The organism is Rhizobium sp. GCM10022189, from assembly GCF_042656325.1.
In the GTDB taxonomy this organism is placed as follows: Bacteria; Pseudomonadota; Alphaproteobacteria; order Rhizobiales; family Rhizobiaceae; genus Rhizobium.
This window is the reverse complement of sequence record NZ_JBHSOR010000004.1, coordinates 270,781-289,252: the sequence shown is the minus strand read 5'-3', so window position 1 is coordinate 289,252 and position 18,472 is coordinate 270,781. Positions and strand designations below refer to the sequence as shown.

Sequence of the window (18,472 nt, the reverse complement as noted above, 5' to 3'; positions counted from 1 at the left end):
TCCAGGCGCCGAAAACCCTTGATGCGGAACCTTCCGGCGCTTAGACAGACAAACTGTTATAAAAGAGGAAGAGGAACAGCCCGATGAGACATCAGCTTGCGCACGCCGATCTTTACCTTTCGGCAACGGCTGCCGCCGCAGCGGCGGACCCGGCCCTGGGCGAGCTTCCCGGTTGGCGCCTGCAGGACCTCTATCCTTCCGCCACCTCCACCGCCTTTGTTTCCGACATGGAAAAGGCCGGCAAGGCAGCGTCCGATTTCGAAACCAAGTGGAAGGGCAAGCTGTCCGAAGCGGCGACCAGGAAAGGCGAGGAAGGCATCGGCCAGGCGCTGAAGGAATATGAGGCGCTTGACGATATCATGGGCCGGCTCGGCTCGTTTGCCGGCCTCACCTATTTCTCCGATACGTCCAACCCGGCAAACGGCAAGCTCTATGGCGACGTCCAGGCCAAGCTGACCGACTATTCCGGCCGCCTGCTGTTCTTCGCCCTCGAGCTGAACCGCATCGACGACGCCGTCATCGACGCCTGCATGGCAAACGATCCGCTTGCCGGTCACTATCGTCCCTGGCTGGTCGACCTGCGCAAGGACAAGCCCTACCAGCTTGAGGACAAGCTGGAACAGCTCTTCCTCGAAAAGTCGATGACGTCGGCAGCCGCCTTCAACCGCCTCTTCGATGAGACGATGGCGGAGCTGCGCTTCGAAATCGACGGCGAGAAACTGCCGCTCGAAGTGGCGCTGAACATGCTGCAGGAAAAGGATCCTGAGGTGCGTCGCAAGGCGGCAATGGCGCTTGCCGAAACCTTCAAGACCAATATCCGCACCTTCACGCTGATCACCAACACGCTCGCCAAGGACAAGGAAATTTCCGACCGCTGGCGCGGCTTCGAAGACATTGCCGACAGCCGCCACCTGGCAAACCGTGTCGAGCGCGATGTGGTCGATGCCCTTGCTGCAGCCGTCAAGGAGGCCTATCCGCGCCTGTCGCACCGCTACTACAAAATGAAGGCGAAGTGGCTCGGCATGGAGCAGATGAACTTCTGGGATCGCAATGCGCCGCTTCCGGAGACCTCCAGCGCCATCATTTCCTGGTCGGAAGCCAAGGATACGGTTCTGTCGGCCTACGGCAATTTCGCACCGGAAATGGCTGATATTGCCAGGCGTTTCTTCGACGAGCAGTGGATCGACGCCCCCGTTCGCCCCGGCAAGGCGCCCGGCGCCTTCGCCCATCCGACCGTTCCTTCGGCCCACCCCTACGTGCTCGTCAACTATATGGGCAAGCCGCGCGATGTGATGACGCTCGCCCACGAACTGGGCCACGGCGTGCATCAGGTTCTTGCCGGTGCGCAGGGCGCGCTCATGTGCCAGACGCCGCTGACGCTCGCCGAAACCGCCTCCGTCTTCGGCGAGATGCTGACCTTCCGCGCCTTGCTCGACCGCACGACGGACAAGCGCGAGCGCAAGGCGATGCTCGCCCAGAAGGTCGAGGACATGATCAACACGGTCGTGCGCCAGATCGCCTTCTACGAATTCGAGCGCAAAGTTCATACTGCCCGCAAGGCCGGCGAACTGACCGCTGACGACATCGGCGAGCTCTGGCTCTCCGTCCAGTCGGAAAGCCTCGGCCCAGCGATCAGGATCTCCGAGGGCTATGAAACCTACTGGGCCTATATCCCTCACTTCATCCATTCGCCCTTCTACGTCTATGCCTACGCTTTCGGCGATTGCCTGGTGAACTCGCTCTACGCCGTCTACCAGAAGGCTGAGACAGGTTTCCAGGAGAAGTATTTCGAGATGCTGAAGGCCGGAGGCACCAAGCATCACTCCGAACTGCTGAAACCCTTCGGCCTCGATGCGACCGATCCCTCCTTCTGGAGCAAGGGCCTGTCGATGATCGAAGGGCTGATCGACGAACTGGAAGCGCTGGACAAGGCATAAGCCACGGGAGCCTGCGCCGGCGCTGGAAAGCTCATGGCAGTATCCGAACCCTTCATTCTGTTCCGGGACGACACGACCGGCGAAGTCATGCTCTTCGCCGGTCCCGACGACATGATCGTCGCCCGCACGCGCGCGGAATTTCTGCCGGCGCTGAAACAGATGGAGGAGGCGCAGAAGGCCGGCAAATGGCTTGCCGGTTACATGGCCTACGAGGCAGGCCATCTCTTCGAGGCGAAACTCGCTCCTTTCGCGCAGGAGAACCGGGAAACGCCACTGTTGCTGTTCGGCGTCTTTGAAGCGCCGCAGGCGAACGGCCATCCTCTTGCGAAACCACGACAGCGCCTCGAAAACGAGGAATTCCTGACCGCACCGAAGGCGGGCTGGGATTTCCCCATATATAAGGAGCGTTTCGAACGCCTCCACCGGCATCTGCGCCTCGGCGATATCTATCAGGCCAACCTGACGATGCCGATCGAGGCGCGCTGGAGCGGTGACCCGCTTGCCGCTTTCTGGTCGCTGATCGACCGTCAGCCGGTCAAATACGGTGCTTTTGCCGATCTCGGCGGCCCGATCATTCTTTCCCGCTCGCCGGAACTGTTTTTCCGCACCGACGAAAATGGCTGGATCGAGACCCATCCGATGAAGGGCACCGCCAGGCGCGGCGCAACGCCCGCAGAGGACGCAGAGATCATCGAAGCGATGAAGGCCGACATCAAGACGCAGGCGGAAAACCGCATGATCGTCGACCTGCTGCGCAATGACGTTTCGCACATATCGGAAGTCGGAACGCTCGACGTTCCCAAACTCTTCGCAATCGAGACCTATCCGACCGTGCACCAGATGGTCAGCCACGTCCAGGCAAAGCTGCGGCGCGATCTGTCCGTCGGCGACATCTTCGCCGCGCTTTTTCCCTGCGGCTCGATCACCGGTGCGCCGAAGATCCGCGCCATGGAAATCCTCCACGATCTCGAAGACGGCCCGCGCGATGCCTATTGCGGCGCAATCGGCATGATCTCGCCCGATGGGGCGATGCGCTTTTCCGTCGCCATCCGCACCGTGACCCTCTTCGATGGCGGCAAGGCGGTCTTCAATGTCGGCGGCGGCATCGTCTTCGATTCCACGGCTGAGGCTGAATATGAGGAATGCCTGCTCAAGGCCCGCTTCGCCGTCGGCGACCAATGGATCGCCCGATGACGGATTTTTCGCTGATCGAAACCCTGCGCTGGCAACCGGACGAAGGTTTCGTTCGCCTGCGCCTGCATCTTGCCCGCCTCTCCCGTTCCGCCCGCCGCATCGGCTTTCCCGATCCGGTCGATGTGGTCGCGAAGCTGGAGGATGCGGTGAAGGACGGTGAGGAGCCGCGCCGCGTCAGGCTGACTTTCGACGGACAGGGCCGGATCGATATCGCCACCGCCCCCTTCACGCCGCTGCCGCAGGACACGGTCTGGAAGGTCCGCATCGCCGGCACGCGCCTCGATTCCGGCGACAGGCTGCTGCGCATCAAGACCACACGCCGCGCTGTCTACGAGGCGGCGCGCGCCGAATTCTCGCCGCAGCAGGCAGATGAGGTCATCCTGCTCAACGAGCGGCAGGAAGTCTGCGAAGGAACGATCACCTCGATCTTCCTTGATGACGGCTCTGGTTTTCTCAAGGCACCGCCGATCTCCTGCGGCCTGCTTGCCGGCGTGCTGCGCACCGAGCTTATCTGCCAGCGCAAGGCCCGAGTCGGCCGCATCACATCGGATGAGCTGGACAAGGGCGTGCTTTACGTCGGAAATTCGCTGCGCGGCCTGATCCGCGCCACGCTGCAAAAGGATTGATCAATGTTTATCCTCTCCCTTACCTACGTGAAGCCCAACGAAGAGGCCGACAGGCACATGGAGCCGCATATGGCCTGGGTGAGGGAAGGATATGCCAAAGGCTGGTTCCTCGCCTCCGGCCGCAAGGTGCCGCGCACCGGCGGCGTCATTCTTGCCGCTGGCGAACGCGCGGAGATCGAAGCTTACGTGGCGGCCGATCCCTTCACCGTCCATGGTGTTGCCGAATACGAGATCACGGAAGTCGCGCTGACGACGGTGGCGGAAGGGCTGGAGGCTCTGAAACGCTGAGCCGCAAGCCGAACCGGCAAACCGCCGGGCACAACCGAGGAGCGGCGATGAAACGCCCGACCTACACACCCTATGACGGTTCGGCCCGACCGTTCACGATCGGCCTGATGCCGCTCGATACAGCCCGCTGGATCGAGCCTGACGGTGATCTCGACGTCTATCTGAAGGAAAAGGCGCGGCTGGCGGGCGAGCGGTTTGACGATATCTTCGTCGCGGAGGACGGGACGGAAGCAGCCCAGCAGGAGGCGCTGGACGTTCTCCTCGCGCATCTTGCCGAGCGGCATCCGGCAATGCACCGGCAGGATACGTCCGATCTGCCCCCTCTTTCAGGGCCGGTTCGCTCATCCAGGACGATCTCGTTCTGATGCGCCGCAGGGACGACGGCTGGCATCTCGTGGCCGCTCATGTCGCCTTTCCCTCCTCATGGTCGTTGCGGGAGAAATTCGGACGGCCGATGCATGAGATCCATGCGGATGTGCCGGGCTTCGGCGAAGGCTCGCGCAATGCCGCACTGATCACCCGCATCTTCGACAGCCTGCAGATCGCCCAGCCGGTCGAGCGGCTGAACTGGTCGGTCAACACCACGGCGGATCTCTTCCTTCCGGTCTCCAAACATCGCCGGCCACCTCACGCCGAAGCCTTCACGCTTGCGGAGCGTTTCGTGCGCGTCGAGCGCCAGACGCTCCGCAAGCTGCCTGTGTCGGGCGACATTCTCTTCACCATCCGCATCTATATCGATCCGCTCGCCGCCATTGCCCGCCATCCGCTGGCGCAGAAACTGGCAGCCGGCTTTGCCGATCAGTTGGAAGCGCTGGATGACCGGCAGGCCGCGTACAAAGGACTAAGCCTGCAGCGGGCCGAACTCGTGCGGAAATTGCGCGCAATTTGCAGCGCCGATAATTGATCTTTGCAGGGGAACGCTCTTTATTGTGACGCCATTTTGTGATTAGAGCCGGTCACTTCGCGAGCTTCGTCGCACTTTCACATGAATTCTTTAGGCTGAACGCCTTCGTTCCCTTCCAACAGGAGAAAAGAATGACGGAACAGAACTATCCGGTATATGGCGAAATTACCGGTCCGATCGTCATGATCGGCTTTGGCTCCATCGGCCGCGGCACGCTGCCCCTGATCGAGCGCCATTTCAAGTTCGACAAGAGCCGGATGGTTGTCATCGACCCGCGCACGGACGATGCCCACATTCTGGAAAAGCACGGCGTCAAGCACATCCAGGCGCATGTGACCAAGGACAATTACAAGGAACTGCTGAAGCCGCTCCTGACCGAAGGCGAAGGACAGGGCTTCTGCGTCAACCTTTCGGTCGACACTTCGTCGCTCGACATCATCAAGCTCTGCCGCAAGCTGGACGTGCTCTATATCGATACCGTCGTCGAGCCCTGGCTCGGCTTCTATTTCGACAAGAACATGAAGAACGAAGACCGCACGAACTATGCGCTGCGCGAAACCGTTCGCAAGGAAAAGGCCAAGAACCCGGGCGGCACGACCGCCGTTTCCACCTGCGGCGCAAATCCGGGCATGGTGTCCTGGTTCGTCAAGCAGGCGCTGCTCAACCTCGCCAAGGACATCGGCCTGAAGTTCGACGAACCGGGCCAGGACGACCGCGAGGAATGGGCCAAGCTCATGAAGAAGGTCGGCGTCAAGGGCATCCACATCGCCGAGCGCGATACGCAGCGCACGATCCATCCGAAGCCGCTCAACGTCTTCTGGAACACCTGGTCCGTCGAAGGCTTCATCTCCGAAGGGCTGCAGCCGGCCGAGCTCGGCTGGGGCACCCATGAAAACTGGATGCCGAAGAACGCCAAGAAGCACAAGAAGGGCTCCAAGGCCGCCATCTTCCTGGAGCAGCCCGGCGCCAACACCCGCGTACGCACCTGGTGCCCGACGCCCGGCCCGCAATACGGTTTCCTCGTCACCCACAACGAATCGATCTCGATCGCCGATTTCTTTACGGTCCGGGACAAGGACGGCGACGTCACCTATCGCCCGACCTGCCACTATGCCTATCATCCGGCCAACGACGCGGTCCTCTCGCTGCATGAGATGTTCGGCAACGGCGGCAAGCCGCAGCCGGTCCTCCACGTTCTCGACGAGAACGAACTGGTCGACGGCATCGACGAACTCGGCGTGCTGCTCTACGGCCACGACAAGAACGCCTACTGGTACGGTTCGCGCCTGTCGCTGGAAGAGACCCGCCGCATCGCCCCCTACCAGAATGCAACCGGCCTGCAGGTAACGTCCGCCGTTCTCGCCGGCATGGTCTGGGCGCTGGAAAATCCGAAGGCCGGCATCGTCGAAGCCGACGAGATGGATTACAAGCGCTGCCTCGAAGTGCAGCTCCAGTACCTTGGCCCGGTCGAAGGCCACTATACCGACTGGACCCCGCTCGACGGTCGCCCGGGCCTGTTCCCGGAAGACATCGACACCAAGGATCCTTGGCAGTTCAAGAACATCCTCGTTCGCTAAGCCTTGCCATAACGCTTTCCAGGATGCCCGCTGCAAGGCGGGCATTTTTGTAACGCCTGCTGTCTAAATGCCCGCCGGCCTCTCCCGAAGGCTTGCCTTCGCGGGATGCCCGCGCCATGTTTTGCGCGAAGTTCGCGAATAATTTCCGCTCCGAATTCGCCGGGAGAAGCCTTATGAAAATCAGAACTGGTCTCGTTCTTGCGGTTGCATCGGCAGCTCTTGCCGCCTGCGTTTCTTCCGGTCCGCGGCCGCTGCCTGTCGCATCCGCGCCCGCTCCGACGGGTGTCGAAGGAACCTGGGCCGACCCGAACGGCATCGTTTCCACCTTCCAGGGCGGCACCTTCACGACGCGCACGACCGACAGCAACCAGCTTCTGGCCTCAGGCACCTATGTCAACACCTCACCGTCGCTGGTGGAAATCAACATGACCTCGCTGGTTCGCAACACCCAGTCCAAGGTCAATTGTGCCCTTGTCAGCACGAGCCAGCTGAACTGCACGTCGGATGCCGGCGCACAGTTCGTCCTGACGCGCCGCAGCTAAATCGCGCCATCCCCGGAATCGGCCGCGCCACCGGCTTTTTTGTCGATAGCCCCTTGGAAAGCGACACCACCTGCACAGCTTCTCTCTTGCGGTTGGCCGGCCGAGGTGGAAACATCCGTGCGCCGGCATCGTCGGTGACGATCCACGTGAGGGACGGCCAGGATCAGGGGTAAACAGCCTGGCCTTAATCAGGAGAACAGGGATGACGAAGTCTTTCAGCTTCGGTCTTTTGACCGCGTCTATTCTGGCGCTGAGCACGAGCGCCGCATTTGCGGATTACGAACTCAATATTCTGCATATCAACGATTTCCACTCGCGCATCGAATCGATCAACAAGTTCGATTCCACGTGCTCTGCCGAGGAAGAAGGCAAGAACGAGTGCTTTGGCGGCGCCGCACGGCTGAAGACCGCCATCGACCAGCGCCGCCAGGCCCTGAACGGAAAGAACACGCTGCTGCTCAATGCCGGCGACAACTTCCAGGGCTCGCTGTTCTACACGACCTACAAGGGCGCGGCCGAAGCCGAGATGCTGAACCTCATGAAGTTCGACGCCATGACGGTCGGCAACCATGAATTCGACGACAGCGAGGACGGGCTTGCGACCTTTCTCGACAAGGTGCAGTTCCCGGTCGTCACCGCCAACGTCAAGGCAAGTGCCGCCTCCAAGATCGGCGATCGCGTCAAGCCCTCGCTCGTACTCGATGTCGGCGGCCAGAAGATCGGCATCGTCGGCGCCGTCACCAACGATACGCCGGAGCTTTCCTCGCCCGGCCCGAACGTGACGATCGCCGATGATGTCCAGAGCATCACGGCCGAAGTGCAAAAGCTGAAGGGCGAAGGCGTCAACAAGATCATTGCGCTCACCCATGTCGGCTATCCGCGCGACCTTGCGATGATCGCCAAGATCCCCGATGTCGATGTGGTCGTCGGCGGCCATTCGCACAGCCTGCTCTCGAACACCGACCCGAAGGCCGAAGGCCCCTACCCGACGATGGTCGACAATCCCGGCGGCTACAAGGTGCCGGTGGTGCAGGCAGCCTCCTACAGCAAATATCTCGGCGATCTCGTCGTGAACTTCGATGACAACGGAGTCGTCAAGGAGGCCAAGGGCGACCCGATCCTGATCGATTCCTCCTTTGCTCCCGATCCGGCCGTGACAGCCCGCATCGTCGAACTGGCAAAACCGATCGAGGAACTGCGCAAGAAGGTGATCGGCTCCTCCGAAGGCCCGATCGAGGGCGACCGCAAGGTTTGCCGCGTCAAGGAATGCTCGATGGGCAATCTCGTGGCCGACGCCATGCTCGACCGCAGCAAGAACCAGGGCGTGACCATCGCCATCCAGAACGGCGGCGGCCTGCGCGCCTCCATCGATGGCGGCGACGTCACCCAGGGCGAAGTCATCACCGTGCTGCCCTTCCAGAACACGCTCGCCACCTTCCAGCTGACGGGCGCCGATATCGTCAAGGCGCTTGAAAACGGCGTCAGCCAGATCGACCAGGGCGCCGGCCGCTTCCCGCAGGTCGCCGGCCTCAAATTCTCCTTCGACCAGTCGAAGCCGGTCGGCAGCCGCGTCAGCGACGTCCAGGTCAAGGATGGCGACACGTTCGTGCCGATCGACAATGCCAAGACCTATAGCGTCGCCACCAACAACTTCATGCGCGCCGGCGGCGACGGCTATGTCGCCTTCAAGGACGGTCAGAATGCCTATGACTACGGTCCGGACCTCGCCGATGTGACGGCTGAATATATTGCCGCGCACTCGCCCTATAAGCCCTATACGGACGGCCGCATTACCGAAATTGCGCAGGCGGCACCTGCTCCTTCCGCCGAGCCGGCACCGGCACCGGCAGCACCGGCGCCTTCGGCCCAACCGGCTCCGGCCCCCGCGACGCCGGCTCCGTCGGCAGAACCCGCGCCGGCCCCTGCAACTCCCGCAGCTTCGGCGCCGGCTGCCCCCTCGACCCATGTCATCGTGGCCGGCGACACGTTCTGGGATCTCGCCAGGACCTTCTACGGCGACGGCGCCGAATGGCGCAAACTGTCGGAAGCCAACGGCAGCCCGAACCCGCGCCATCTGAGGATCGGCGAGGAAATCCAGGTACCGGCCAAGTAAGACGATTTGTCCCGATCATCATAGCCGGTCCGGGGTTTCCCGGACCGGCTTTTCTTCTTATAGGGTGAACCGTGGTCGGCTGGCTCGTGTGAGCCGGCAAGACACGAAAGCGCGTTGGGGCCAGAATGACAGATACTGCAATCCGCCCGGTGGACCATCCCGCCGTCCAATTCGACAAGGTCGGCATCCTGCTGGTCAATCTCGGCACGCCTGATGGCACCGACTACACCTCCATGCGCCGCTACCTGCGCGAATTCCTGACGGACAAGCGCGTCATCGAGTGGTCGCCGTGGAAATGGTATCCGATCCTGTTCGGTATCGTGCTCAACACGCGCCCGCAGAAGGTGGGCAAGGCCTATGAGACGATCTGGAACAAGGACCTGAACGAAAGCTGGCTGCGCACCTATACCCGCAACCAGTCGGATTTCATGGCCGAGCGGCTGAAGGATCTGCCCAACGTCAAGGTCGACTGGGCGATGCGCTATGGTACGCCCTCCATCCCTTCGCGCATCCAGGCGCTGAAGGACGAAGGCTGCGACCGCATCCTGCTTTTCCCGCTCTACCCGCAATATGCGGCTGCCACCACCGCAACGGTCAACGACAAGGCCTTCCAGAAGCTGCTCACCATGCGCTGGCAGCCGGCACTGCGCACGGTGCCGGATTATCATGACGACGAGACCTATATCGAAGCGCTCGCCAAATCCGTCGAACGGCATCTTGCCACCCTCGACTGGAAACCGGAGATGCTGCTGGCCTCCTTCCACGGCATTCCGCTCTCCTATTTCCAGCAGGGCGATCCCTATTATTGCCAGTGTCAGAAGACCGGACGCCTGCTGCGCGAGCGTCTCGGACTGGCCGAGGAAAACTTCATGGTCACCTTCCAGTCCCGTTTCGGGCCGGAGGAATGGCTGCAGCCTTACACCGACAAGACCGTCGAAAAGCTGGCGCAGGACGGCGTCAAACGCATCGCCGTCATGAACCCCGGCTTCGTTTCCGACTGTCTGGAGACGCTGGAAGAGATTGCCGAACAGGCCGCTCATTCTTTCAAGCACAATGGCGGCGAACAGTTCACGCACATCCCCTGCCTGAACGACAGCGAGGACGGCATGCAGGTGCTGGAAAAGGTCGTGCGCCGCGAGCTGCAGGGCTGGGCGTGAGCGATGCGGACGCCGGCTGTTCCGGCGCCGGCACGGGCAAACCGAAGCCGGACGATCAGCCCTTTCTCACCCGCTGCCTGACAGGCGGCCGCATCGGGAAGCGCCATCTCGGCAACGCCGGCCTATCACCCTGATTTGACAGGCAAGACCGTCATTCCTTCCTTGCAAAGAACATGGTAACTCACCACGTCAGTTACACGGGCTCAGGGAGGACTACATGCTGCTCGGCGGCTTCGATATCGTTGTGATCGCACTGGTGATTTTCGTCATCTTGGTGCTGTTTGCAGGCATCAAGACGGTGCCCCAGGGCTACCGCTACACGATCGAGCGTTTCGGCCGTTATACGCGCACGCTGGAACCCGGCCTCAATCTCATCACGCCCTTCATCGAGCGCATCGGCGCCCGCATGAACGTCATGGAGCAGGTGCTCGACGTGCCGACGCAGGAGGTCATCACCAAGGACAACGCCTCGGTTGCCGCCGATGCCGTCGCCTTCTACCAGGTGCTGAACGCCGCGCAGGCCGCCTATCAGGTTTCCAATCTCGAAAACGCCATCCTGAACCTGACGATGACCAACATCCGCTCGGTCATGGGCTCGATGGATCTCGACGAGCTGCTCTCGAACCGCGACGCCATCAACGACCGCCTGCTGCGCGTTGTCGACGATGCCGTGCAACCCTGGGGCATCAAGGTCACTCGCATCGAAATCAAGGACATCCGCCCGCCGACGGATCTCGTGGATGCGATGGCCCGGCAGATGAAGGCGGAGCGCGAGAAGCGCGCCCAGGTGCTCGAAGCCGAAGGCTTCCGCAACGCCCAGATCCTGCGGGCCGAAGGCGCCAAGCAGTCCGCCATTCTGGAAGCCGAAGGTCAGCGCGAGGCGGCTTTCCGCGAAGCCGAGGCCCGCGAACGACTGGCCGAGGCCGAAGCCAAGGCGACGCGCATGGTCTCCGAAGCCATTGCCGTCGGTGACGTACAGGCAATCAACTATTTCGTGGCGCAGAAATATACGGAAGCATTGGCTTCGATCGGCCAGGGCAGCAATGCCAAGGTCGTGCTGATGCCGATGGAGGCTTCCTCCATTCTCGGCTCGCTCGGCGGCATCGGCGCGATTGCCCGCGAAGTCTTTGGCGACGGCAGCAACCCGCCGCCTCCGCCGCGGCCGCGTCCCGGTCCGGCGCGCTCGACGCCTCCGGTCGCCCCGCCGCCCAGTCCCTTCAATCCCAATTCGGAGCGATAAGCCATGCTGGCCAGGATCGTCGGCGAACTTGGACCGTGGAGCTGGTGGGTTGCAGGCCTCGTACTGCTTGCCGCCGAAATGGTCGTACCGGGCTTCTTCCTGGTCTGGATCGGGCTCGCCGCCCTTGCCGTCGGTATTCTGTCGCTGCTTTTCTGGGACGCCGCCTTCTGGGTCTGGGAACTTCAGGCGATCCTCTTCGCCGTCCTCGCCGTCGCCGCAACGTTCATTGGTCGGCGGATAACGCTGCGCAACGACGCCACGGACGAGCCATTCCTCAATCAGCGTGGTGCGAGCCTCGTCGGCCGCACCGCCACGCTGCGCGAGCCGATCCGCGAAGGCCGCGGCCGCATTCGTCTCGACGATACGATGTGGCAGGTCATTGGGCCGGATCTTCCGGCCGGAACGCAGGTCAAGGTGGTTTCGAGCAACGGCCGCGACCTGACGGTCGAGCCAACCTGATCAGGCGACGCCGATCCGCAGGAGATCGTGGAAGTGAACGAGCCCGATCGGGCGCTGTTCGTCGTCAATGACGATGAGTGCGCCGATCTTATGCTGCTCGAGCAGCGCCAGGGCCGCCGTCGCCAGCACCGTGGGTCGGACTGTCTTTGGCGCTCGCGTCATGATGTCGTCGACCTTCAGCTCCGCCAGGTTGCGGCTGAGGTTGCGGGACATGTCGCCATCCGTCACGATGCCGCAAAGCCGGCCATCCGCATCGAGCACGCCGACGCAGCCGAAATGCTTGTGCGACAGCACCTTGATCGCATCGGGCACGGACGTGCCCTTCGCGACCAGCGGCACGCGGTCACCGGTATGCATGATGTCGGCGACATGCATCAGGCTCGCCCCCAGCTTGCCACCGGGATGGAAAACATGGAAATCCGTCGCCGTGAAGCCGCGCGCGTCGAGAAGCGCAATCGCCAGCGCGTCGCCGAGCGCAAGCTGCATCATCGTCGATGTGGTTGGCGCCAGCCCGTTGGGACAGGCCTCTTCCTCGTTGGGAATCAGCAGCGCGACATCCGAAGCCGTCGCCAGTGAGGATTGCGGGCTGCAGGTCATGGCGATCAGCGGAATGGAAAACCGCCGCGTATAGGAAATGATGCTCTTCAGTTCGGCGCTCTCGCCGCCCTTGGAGATCGCCAGCACGACGTCGTCGCCGGCGATCATGCCGAGATCGCCGTGATTGGCTTCCGCCGCATGGACGAAAAACGCGGGCGTGCCCGTCGAGGCGAAGGTGGCGGCAATCTTGGTGCCGATATGGCCGCTCTTGCCGACGCCGGTGACGATCACGCGGCCGGTATTCTCGCCAATCATCTCGACGGCACGGGTAAAAGGTCCGGCGAGCCCATCGTCGAAAGCACGTTCGAGCGCCTCAAGTGCGCGCCTTTCGATGCTGACGGTGCGTCTGCCCGATTCCAGCACGCTGTTTTCGACGAGTTTTACCGCTCTCCTGATCATGGCAATGCGTTAGACCTTTTCACTTTACCTGTCCACCCGACAATGTTTCCCATGTATGAACGCACGGCCGGCAGCGCAACGAATGGTTAACCACAAGGCTTTACGCTTGGGTAAGACTTCGAAGCATTTCAGGCGCGGATTTTAATGGGCCAGGGAAAACAGACGAGCAGTGTGACGCCGCTCCGCGCCATGAGCCGTGTCGTTTCTGTCACGGCCGTCGGCCTGCTGCTTGCGCCCTCGGCTTTCGCCCAGCAGGCGACGTCGCAACAACCGGCTGGCACGACGAATTCCGCCGCGACGGCCACGACAGCCGCACAGCGCAACGGCGCAAACGGTGTCGCACCGGCTTTCGACGGCGCAGCTGATGATACGACCACCCCCGCCAACACGACGGCGCAGGATGTGGACAGCGCAGCCGCACTCGCCCCGACAGCGCAGCCCGACGACGAGACCACCGGTTCGATCCTCGACGAGGACATGCGCAGGCTGAACACCCGCGAACCGCGCCTCGACGAAACGCCCGCGCGCACGCTTTCCGAGAGCGTTTCCACCGAGCAGACGCCCGGAATCCCCGTCGGCAGCTTCGTGCTGCGCCCGAGCGTCACGCAGACGATCAACAGCGAGACCACGAAGGACGGCAGCACGAAACAGAGCCGTGGCTTCCTCGAAACCGATATGGGTGCGACGCTGACCTCCGACTGGAGCCGGCATCAACTGACCGTCACCACCGAAGGCGCCTGGCAGAAGAACATCAGCGGCGAAGGAGAAGAGCAGCCCTCCTTCAAGATCGATGGCGATCTGCGGCTTGACCTGCCGCGCGACACCGTCGCCCATATTACCGGCGGCTATAATTTCTATCGTGAAGATACCGATGATCCGGATGCGATCACCGATGCGACGCAGCAGTCGGACGTGCAGGAGTTTACCGGCGGCGCCTCGATCGAGCATGATTTCGGCATCATCCGCGGTACGACCGCCGTTGCGCTCTCCCGTTCGATCTATTCGGATGCGAAGCTTTCAAACGGGACGACGGTTTCGCTGAGCGACCGCAACGAGACGACGGGCACGATACGCGGCCGCATCGGCTACGAGCTCTCGCCGGCTCTCATTCCCTTCATCGAGGCGTCGGTCGGCAAGACCAATTACGACGAACGCGTCGATTCCTCGGGCTACCGCCGCTCCGGAGACAGTTACGGCGCCAAGGGCGGCGTCGAGGTCGATATGGGCGAAAAACTGAAAGGCGAGGTCGCGGTCGGTTATGCGACGGCCGATTTCGACGACAGCCGCCTGAAAGCGATCGATACGGCGACGCTCGATGCCAGCCTGCTATGGTCGCCGATCCGCGGAACGAATGTCAATCTGGATCTCCAGACCAGCATCCAGCCGTCCACCGCAGCAGGCGAAAGCGGCTATGTCTCGCACCAGCTCACGACCACGGTCGATCATCAGCTGCGCGACAATCTGGTGGCAACGGTCATCGGTGGCGTGACGCTGCGCGACTATCCAAGCGGAAGCACGATAAGCGACGAGACGGTTTACACCGCCTCGTCTGGTCTTGTCTGGAATATCAATCGCTACCTCGATTTCACCAGCACGCTCGGCTACGAGCTGACGACGCGCAAGGAGGGCGACGACTCGCAGCAGTGGCGAGCCGGCGTCGGTCTCAAGGTGAAACGCTGAGAAGCCTTACTTCAAACGGCCGAGCAGATTCCTGAAGCCGTCTTCGACGCTCGGACGGATATCCGCGCGCTCAAGAGCGAAAGCGACGTTGGCGAGGATGAAACCGTCCTTGGCGCCGCAGTCGTAAGTTTCACCCTTGAAATGGTAGCCTGCGAAATCCTGCTCCTTCAGCAGCTTCAGCATGCCGTCGGTAAGCTGGATTTCATTGCCGGCGCCGCGTTCCTGGGTTTCCAGGATCTTGAAGATTTCCGGCTGCAGGATGTAGCGGCCGTTGATGAAGAAGTTGGAAGGAGCCGTGCCCTTGGCCGGCTTTTCGACCATGCCGGTGATGCGGAAGCCCTCGCCGATAGCCTCGCCGACACCGACGATGCCATATTTGTGGGCCTGGTCGGGAGCGCATTCCTCGACGGCGATGATATTGCCGCCGCTGTGTTCGTAGAGCTCCATCATGCCCTTCATGCAGCCCTTCTCATCCTTCATGATCATGTCGGGCAGAAGAAGCGCGAAAGGTTCGTCGCCGACGATCTCGCGGGCGCACCAGACGGCATGGCCGAGGCCGAGCGGCTCCTGCTGACGGGTAAAGCTCACCGTGCCTGCCTTGGGAAGCTGCTGCTGCAGCAGGGTGATTTCCGCCTTCTTGGCGCGCTCCTTGAGCGTCTGTTCAAGCTCGAAATGAATATCGAAGTAATCTTCGATGACATGCTTGTTACGACCAGTAACAAAAACCAGATGTTCAATGCCTGCTTCAAGTGCTTCGTCGACAACATACTGAATGATTGGTTTATCAACGACAGTCAGCATTTCCTTCGGAACTGCTTTAGTGGCTGGAAGGAATCGCGTTCCCAGACCTGCGACTGGAAATACTGCCTTGCGAACTTTCTTATTCAGAGCCACACCGACCTCCTGTTTTGACTATACCGCTTTTAACGAAACGCTACATCGATTTGAACTAGTATAGAATTGCTACGGTTTTGCAAATGGTGACTGGACCGGCCTTCCATGGTAAAGAATTTGTTGACTCCGTTCCTGTAATTTCGGCGTAGGACGGACATGACGTACCGCCCAGGCTAAAACTGAAGATGACGGATACGACTGCCGATGACCCAGAACTATGTGAACTCCCTTCGTGGTCTTGCTCTCGCCATCGTTGTCGCCACAGCGGCTGGACTGGCCCCCAATAATGCAAAAGCGGATGTCCGGTTCCAGAAGTGGATCGCGAACTTCTACCAAACTGCCGCGCAGAGTGGCATCAGTAAGGCAACGTATCAGAAAGCCTTTTCAGGGGTAAGCGAACCGGACCCCACCGTGCTGGAAAAGGCAACCTATCAGCCTGAATTCACATCGAAAATCTGGGATTATGTCGATTCCCGCGTCAATCCCTACACTGTGGAAATCGGCCGCAAGATGGCCGCCAGGCACGCCAAGACGCTGGACGCGATCCAGCGCCGCTTCGGCGTCGACAAATCGATTCTGCTCGCCATCTGGTCGATGGAATCGAATTACGGCGCGGTTCTCACCAAGGACGATCGTCTTCATTATGTGCCGCGCGCCTTGGCAACGCTCGCCTATGCCGATCCCAAGCGCGCCAAATTTGCCAAGAAGCAGTTGATCGCAGCCCTGAAGATCCTGCAGAACGGCGACGTGCCCGCCAGGCAAATGACCGGTTCCTGGGCAGGCGCCATGGGCCACACCCAGTTCATCCCGACAAGCTACCTTCTCTATGCCGTCGACGCCGATGGCAACGGCCATCGCGACATCTGGAATTCCGTGCCCGACGCGCTGGCGACATCGGCAAACCTCCTCATGAAGAACGGCTGGGACACCGGCAGGACCTGGGGCTACGAGGTTGCCGTCCCGGCATCCGCAGCGCAGCAGGTCGGCAAGACGCGGACGCTCGCCCAATGGGCCGCACTCGGCGTGAAGCGACCGAACGGCAAACCTTTCAAGGACGGCGACACCCGCGCCATGCTAAAAATGCCGGCAGGCAGCGACGGTCCGGGCTTCCTGATGACGGCGAACTTCTTCACCATCAAGAACTACAATGCCTCCGACAGCTATGCGCTCGCCGTTGGCCTGCTGGCAGACCAGATTGCCGGCTTTGGCGGCATGCAGCAGCGCTGGCCGCGTCCGGAAGGCTCACTCGATATCACCGAGAAGTTCGAACTGCAGACGCGCCTGAAGACGCTTGGTTATTATAGCGGCGATGTCGACGGCAATTTCGGCTCGGGTTCCAAGGCGGCCATTGCCGCCGTTCAGGAGCGCTTCGGCATGCAGCCGGATGGCGAGCCTTCGCTTTCGCTTCTCCACGCCCTGCGCCGATAGGCGTCCTCTCTCCAGGGACACTCTAACTCCTTGAATCTGCGTATCGCACTTTCCGAAAACCGAATCCGATTTTCAGTCCGATACTGTAGAAGCGGGGAAAGCCTGACCTAAATAACAAGGGTGGAGTGGACGGAAAGCTGCTGCCTATGCAAGATGCCCGGCAGATGCGGAACTGCCCGATGACGAAAACAATAGACCGGCCCCGATGGAATAGCAGGCTTGCGCTTGCCGCAGCCGCGTTTTCTTTTTGCCTGGGTGCTACGCTGCCGGCCTACGACGCCGGGGCACAGGAGCTTCGTTACCAGCGCCGATCTATTCTCGATTTCTTTCTCGGCCGTCGCTACATCGACGAGAGCCCGCCGCCCGAAATGCGCGCCCAGCCGCGACGGCAACAGCAGCAGCGCAAGCGCCCGCCTGCGCAGAAGGCCGTGACGCCGATGCGCACGGCGCCTGTCGCACCCGCTGAACCCGTGGTCCAGAAGCTGGACAACGCGCAGAAAATCCTGATCGTCGGCGATTTTCTTGCCGGCGGCCTTGGCGACGGCCTCACGGCTGCCTTTGAAGCCTCGCCGGGCGTCGTCGTCGAAGCCCGCAGCAATGTCTCGTCCGGTCTCGTGCGCGACGACTATTACAACTGGCCCGGTGAACTGCCGAAGATGATCGACGAGCTGAAACCGGCCATGGTCGTCGTCATGATCGGCGCCAACGACCGCCAGCAGATGGTGACGGATGCCGGCAAGGAGAAGTTTCGCACCGATGGCTGGTTCAGCGAATATGAGCGCCGCGTGCTGGCCTTCGGCAAGGAGATCACAAGCCGCAAGATCCCCCTGCTCTGGGTCGGACTTCCCGCCTTCGAATCCGATTCGATGACGGCCGATGCCGTGCAGATGAACCAGCTCTATCGCAACCAGGTGGAAAGCGTCGGCGGCGAGTTCGTCGATATCTGGGACGGTTTCGTGGACGAGAACGGCAAGTTCATCGTCACCGGCTCAGACGTCAACGGCCAGCAGGTGCGCCTGCGCACCGCTGACGGGATCAACCTGACCCAGGCCGGGCGTCGCAAGCTCGCATTCTATGTGGAAAAGCCGGCACGTCGCATTCTCGGTACTCAGGCAAGCCCCGATCTGGTGCGCCTCGATCCCGGCAACCTGCCGGCGCTGACGCTGCCCGCCAATCCGGTGGAACACACCCAGCCGATCAGCCTGTCCGATCCAAACCTCGATGGTGGCGCCGAGCTGCTCGGCGCCGGCAGGGCCGCACCGGTGGCGCTGACGAAATCGCCGCGCGATCTCCTGGTCGAGCAGGGCGAAATGGCGCCGGCGCCCGCAGGCCGCATCGACGACTACCGCATGCCGACGCTGAAGACGACGGCGGAAGTTTCCGTGAAGTGAGAAGGCCGCCCGGGCGCCGCGCGTCTGTTCGGACGCGGGCGCTCTG

The 18,472-nt window shown here is 61.7% G+C and carries 15 protein-coding genes and 1 pseudogene; 14 read left to right on the top strand and 2 right to left on the bottom strand.

Annotation, left to right across the window (positions count from 1 at the left end):
• Nucleotides 1-83 precede the first annotated feature (83 nt).
• The 11 genes and pseudogenes from ACFPWW_RS05750 to ACFPWW_RS05700 all read left to right on the top strand — a co-directional run bounded on the left by ACFPWW_RS05750 (nt 84) and on the right by ACFPWW_RS05700 (nt 12,037).
• Nucleotides 84-1,937 (top strand): M3 family oligoendopeptidase, encoded by a 1,854-nt coding sequence (locus ACFPWW_RS05750; protein ID WP_113412916.1) that lies wholly within the window; start codon nt 84-86, stop codon nt 1,935-1,937.
• 33 nt (nt 1,938-1,970) lie between these two features.
• Nucleotides 1,971-3,131 carry an aminodeoxychorismate synthase component I gene (locus ACFPWW_RS05745; RefSeq protein WP_377310925.1) on the top strand — a complete coding sequence of 387 codons (1,161 nt, stop codon included), beginning with the start codon at nt 1,971-1,973 and terminating at the stop codon, nt 3,129-3,131.
• Nucleotides 3,128-3,757: an aminotransferase class IV family protein gene (locus tag ACFPWW_RS05740; protein WP_377310923.1), complete on the top strand. Its 630-nt coding sequence runs from the start codon at nt 3,128-3,130 to the stop codon at nt 3,755-3,757. The genes ACFPWW_RS05745 and ACFPWW_RS05740 overlap by 4 nt, the downstream gene beginning before the upstream one ends.
• 3 nt (nt 3,758-3,760) lie before the next feature.
• On the top strand, nt 3,761-4,045 hold the full coding sequence (locus ACFPWW_RS05735; protein ID WP_112563796.1) for a YciI family protein: 285 nt from the start codon (nt 3,761-3,763) through the stop codon (nt 4,043-4,045).
• 47 nt (nt 4,046-4,092) lie between these two features.
• Nucleotides 4,093-4,949: pseudogene (locus ACFPWW_RS05730) on the top strand (heme-dependent oxidative N-demethylase family protein).
• A 131-nt stretch (nt 4,950-5,080) separates the two neighbouring features.
• Entirely contained in the window at nt 5,081-6,526 is a 1,446-nt protein-coding gene (locus tag ACFPWW_RS05725) for a homospermidine synthase (protein ID WP_112563792.1), read from the top strand.
• A gap of 173 nt (nt 6,527-6,699) precedes the next feature.
• Nucleotides 6,700-7,068, top strand: a complete 369-nt coding sequence (omp10, locus tag ACFPWW_RS05720) for an outer membrane lipoprotein Omp10 (RefSeq protein WP_112563790.1) — start codon at nt 6,700-6,702, stop codon at nt 7,066-7,068.
• Between the two features lie 202 nt (nt 7,069-7,270).
• Nucleotides 7,271-9,181: a 5'-nucleotidase C-terminal domain-containing protein gene (locus tag ACFPWW_RS05715; protein ID WP_377310920.1), complete on the top strand. Its 1,911-nt coding sequence runs from the start codon at nt 7,271-7,273 to the stop codon at nt 9,179-9,181.
• A 125-nt stretch (nt 9,182-9,306) separates the two neighbouring features.
• Nucleotides 9,307-10,338, top strand: coding sequence for a ferrochelatase (gene hemH / locus ACFPWW_RS05710; protein WP_377310919.1), 1,032 nt, complete (start codon nt 9,307-9,309; stop codon nt 10,336-10,338).
• Between the two features lie 217 nt (nt 10,339-10,555).
• A complete protein-coding gene (locus ACFPWW_RS05705) occupies nt 10,556-11,578 on the top strand; it encodes an SPFH domain-containing protein (RefSeq protein ID WP_112563784.1) in 1,023 nt (340 codons plus the stop codon).
• Nucleotides 11,579-11,581: 3 nt separating this feature from the next.
• A complete protein-coding gene (locus ACFPWW_RS05700) occupies nt 11,582-12,037 on the top strand; it encodes an NfeD family protein (RefSeq protein WP_112563782.1) in 456 nt (151 codons plus the stop codon).
• On the opposite strand, the gene ACFPWW_RS05695 is transcribed toward ACFPWW_RS05700, so the two are convergent.
• Nucleotides 12,038-13,033 carry a KpsF/GutQ family sugar-phosphate isomerase gene (locus ACFPWW_RS05695; protein WP_112563781.1) on the bottom strand — a complete coding sequence of 332 codons (996 nt, stop codon included), beginning with the start codon at nt 13,031-13,033 and terminating at the stop codon, nt 12,038-12,040. It lies immediately after the preceding gene.
• 144 nt (nt 13,034-13,177) lie between these two features.
• Between ACFPWW_RS05695 and ACFPWW_RS05690 the strand changes: the two genes are divergently transcribed.
• The gene (locus tag ACFPWW_RS05690) at nt 13,178-14,713 is read left to right on the top strand and encodes an outer membrane beta-barrel protein (protein ID WP_377310917.1); all 1,536 of its coding nucleotides are present in this window, start codon (nt 13,178-13,180) and stop codon (nt 14,711-14,713) included.
• A gap of 6 nt (nt 14,714-14,719) precedes the next feature.
• Here the strand turns inward: ACFPWW_RS05690 and galU are convergent, their stop codons facing one another.
• A complete protein-coding gene (gene galU, locus ACFPWW_RS05685) occupies nt 14,720-15,607 on the bottom strand; it encodes a UTP--glucose-1-phosphate uridylyltransferase GalU (protein ID WP_112563777.1) in 888 nt (295 codons plus the stop codon).
• 204 nt (nt 15,608-15,811) lie between these two features.
• Here galU and ACFPWW_RS05680 point away from each other — a divergent pair, with 204 nt between their 5' ends.
• Entirely contained in the window at nt 15,812-17,035 is a 1,224-nt protein-coding gene (locus ACFPWW_RS05680) for a lytic murein transglycosylase (RefSeq protein WP_112703713.1), read from the top strand.
• Between the two features lie 179 nt (nt 17,036-17,214).
• A complete protein-coding gene (locus ACFPWW_RS05675) occupies nt 17,215-18,426 on the top strand; it encodes an SGNH family hydrolase (protein ID WP_377310914.1) in 1,212 nt (403 codons plus the stop codon).
• Nucleotides 18,427-18,472 lie beyond the last annotated feature (46 nt).

What these genes read in the sequence shown, in the direction of transcription:
- ACFPWW_RS05750 (WP_113412916.1), top strand. Translation starts at nt 84, where the DNA reads ATGAGACATCAGCTTGCGCACGCCGATCTTTACCTTTCGGCAACGGCT.
- ACFPWW_RS05745 (WP_377310925.1), top strand. Translation starts at nt 1,971, where the DNA reads ATGGCAGTATCCGAACCCTTCATTCTGTTCCGGGACGACACGACCGGC.
- ACFPWW_RS05740 (WP_377310923.1), top strand. Translation starts at nt 3,128, where the DNA reads ATGACGGATTTTTCGCTGATCGAAACCCTGCGCTGGCAACCGGACGAA.
- ACFPWW_RS05735 (WP_112563796.1), top strand. Translation starts at nt 3,761, where the DNA reads ATGTTTATCCTCTCCCTTACCTACGTGAAGCCCAACGAAGAGGCCGAC.
- ACFPWW_RS05725 (WP_112563792.1), top strand. Translation starts at nt 5,081, where the DNA reads ATGACGGAACAGAACTATCCGGTATATGGCGAAATTACCGGTCCGATC.
- omp10 (WP_112563790.1), top strand. Translation starts at nt 6,700, where the DNA reads ATGAAAATCAGAACTGGTCTCGTTCTTGCGGTTGCATCGGCAGCTCTT.
- ACFPWW_RS05715 (WP_377310920.1), top strand. Translation starts at nt 7,271, where the DNA reads ATGACGAAGTCTTTCAGCTTCGGTCTTTTGACCGCGTCTATTCTGGCG.
- hemH (WP_377310919.1), top strand. Translation starts at nt 9,307, where the DNA reads ATGACAGATACTGCAATCCGCCCGGTGGACCATCCCGCCGTCCAATTC.
- ACFPWW_RS05705 (WP_112563784.1), top strand. Translation starts at nt 10,556, where the DNA reads ATGCTGCTCGGCGGCTTCGATATCGTTGTGATCGCACTGGTGATTTTC.
- ACFPWW_RS05700 (WP_112563782.1), top strand. Translation starts at nt 11,582, where the DNA reads ATGCTGGCCAGGATCGTCGGCGAACTTGGACCGTGGAGCTGGTGGGTT.
- ACFPWW_RS05695 (WP_112563781.1), bottom strand. Translation starts at nt 13,033, where the DNA reads ATGATCAGGAGAGCGGTAAAACTCGTCGAAAACAGCGTGCTGGAATCG.
- ACFPWW_RS05690 (WP_377310917.1), top strand. Translation starts at nt 13,178, where the DNA reads ATGGGCCAGGGAAAACAGACGAGCAGTGTGACGCCGCTCCGCGCCATG.
- ACFPWW_RS05680 (WP_112703713.1), top strand. Translation starts at nt 15,812, where the DNA reads ATGACCCAGAACTATGTGAACTCCCTTCGTGGTCTTGCTCTCGCCATC.
- ACFPWW_RS05675 (WP_377310914.1), top strand. Translation starts at nt 17,215, where the DNA reads ATGACGAAAACAATAGACCGGCCCCGATGGAATAGCAGGCTTGCGCTT.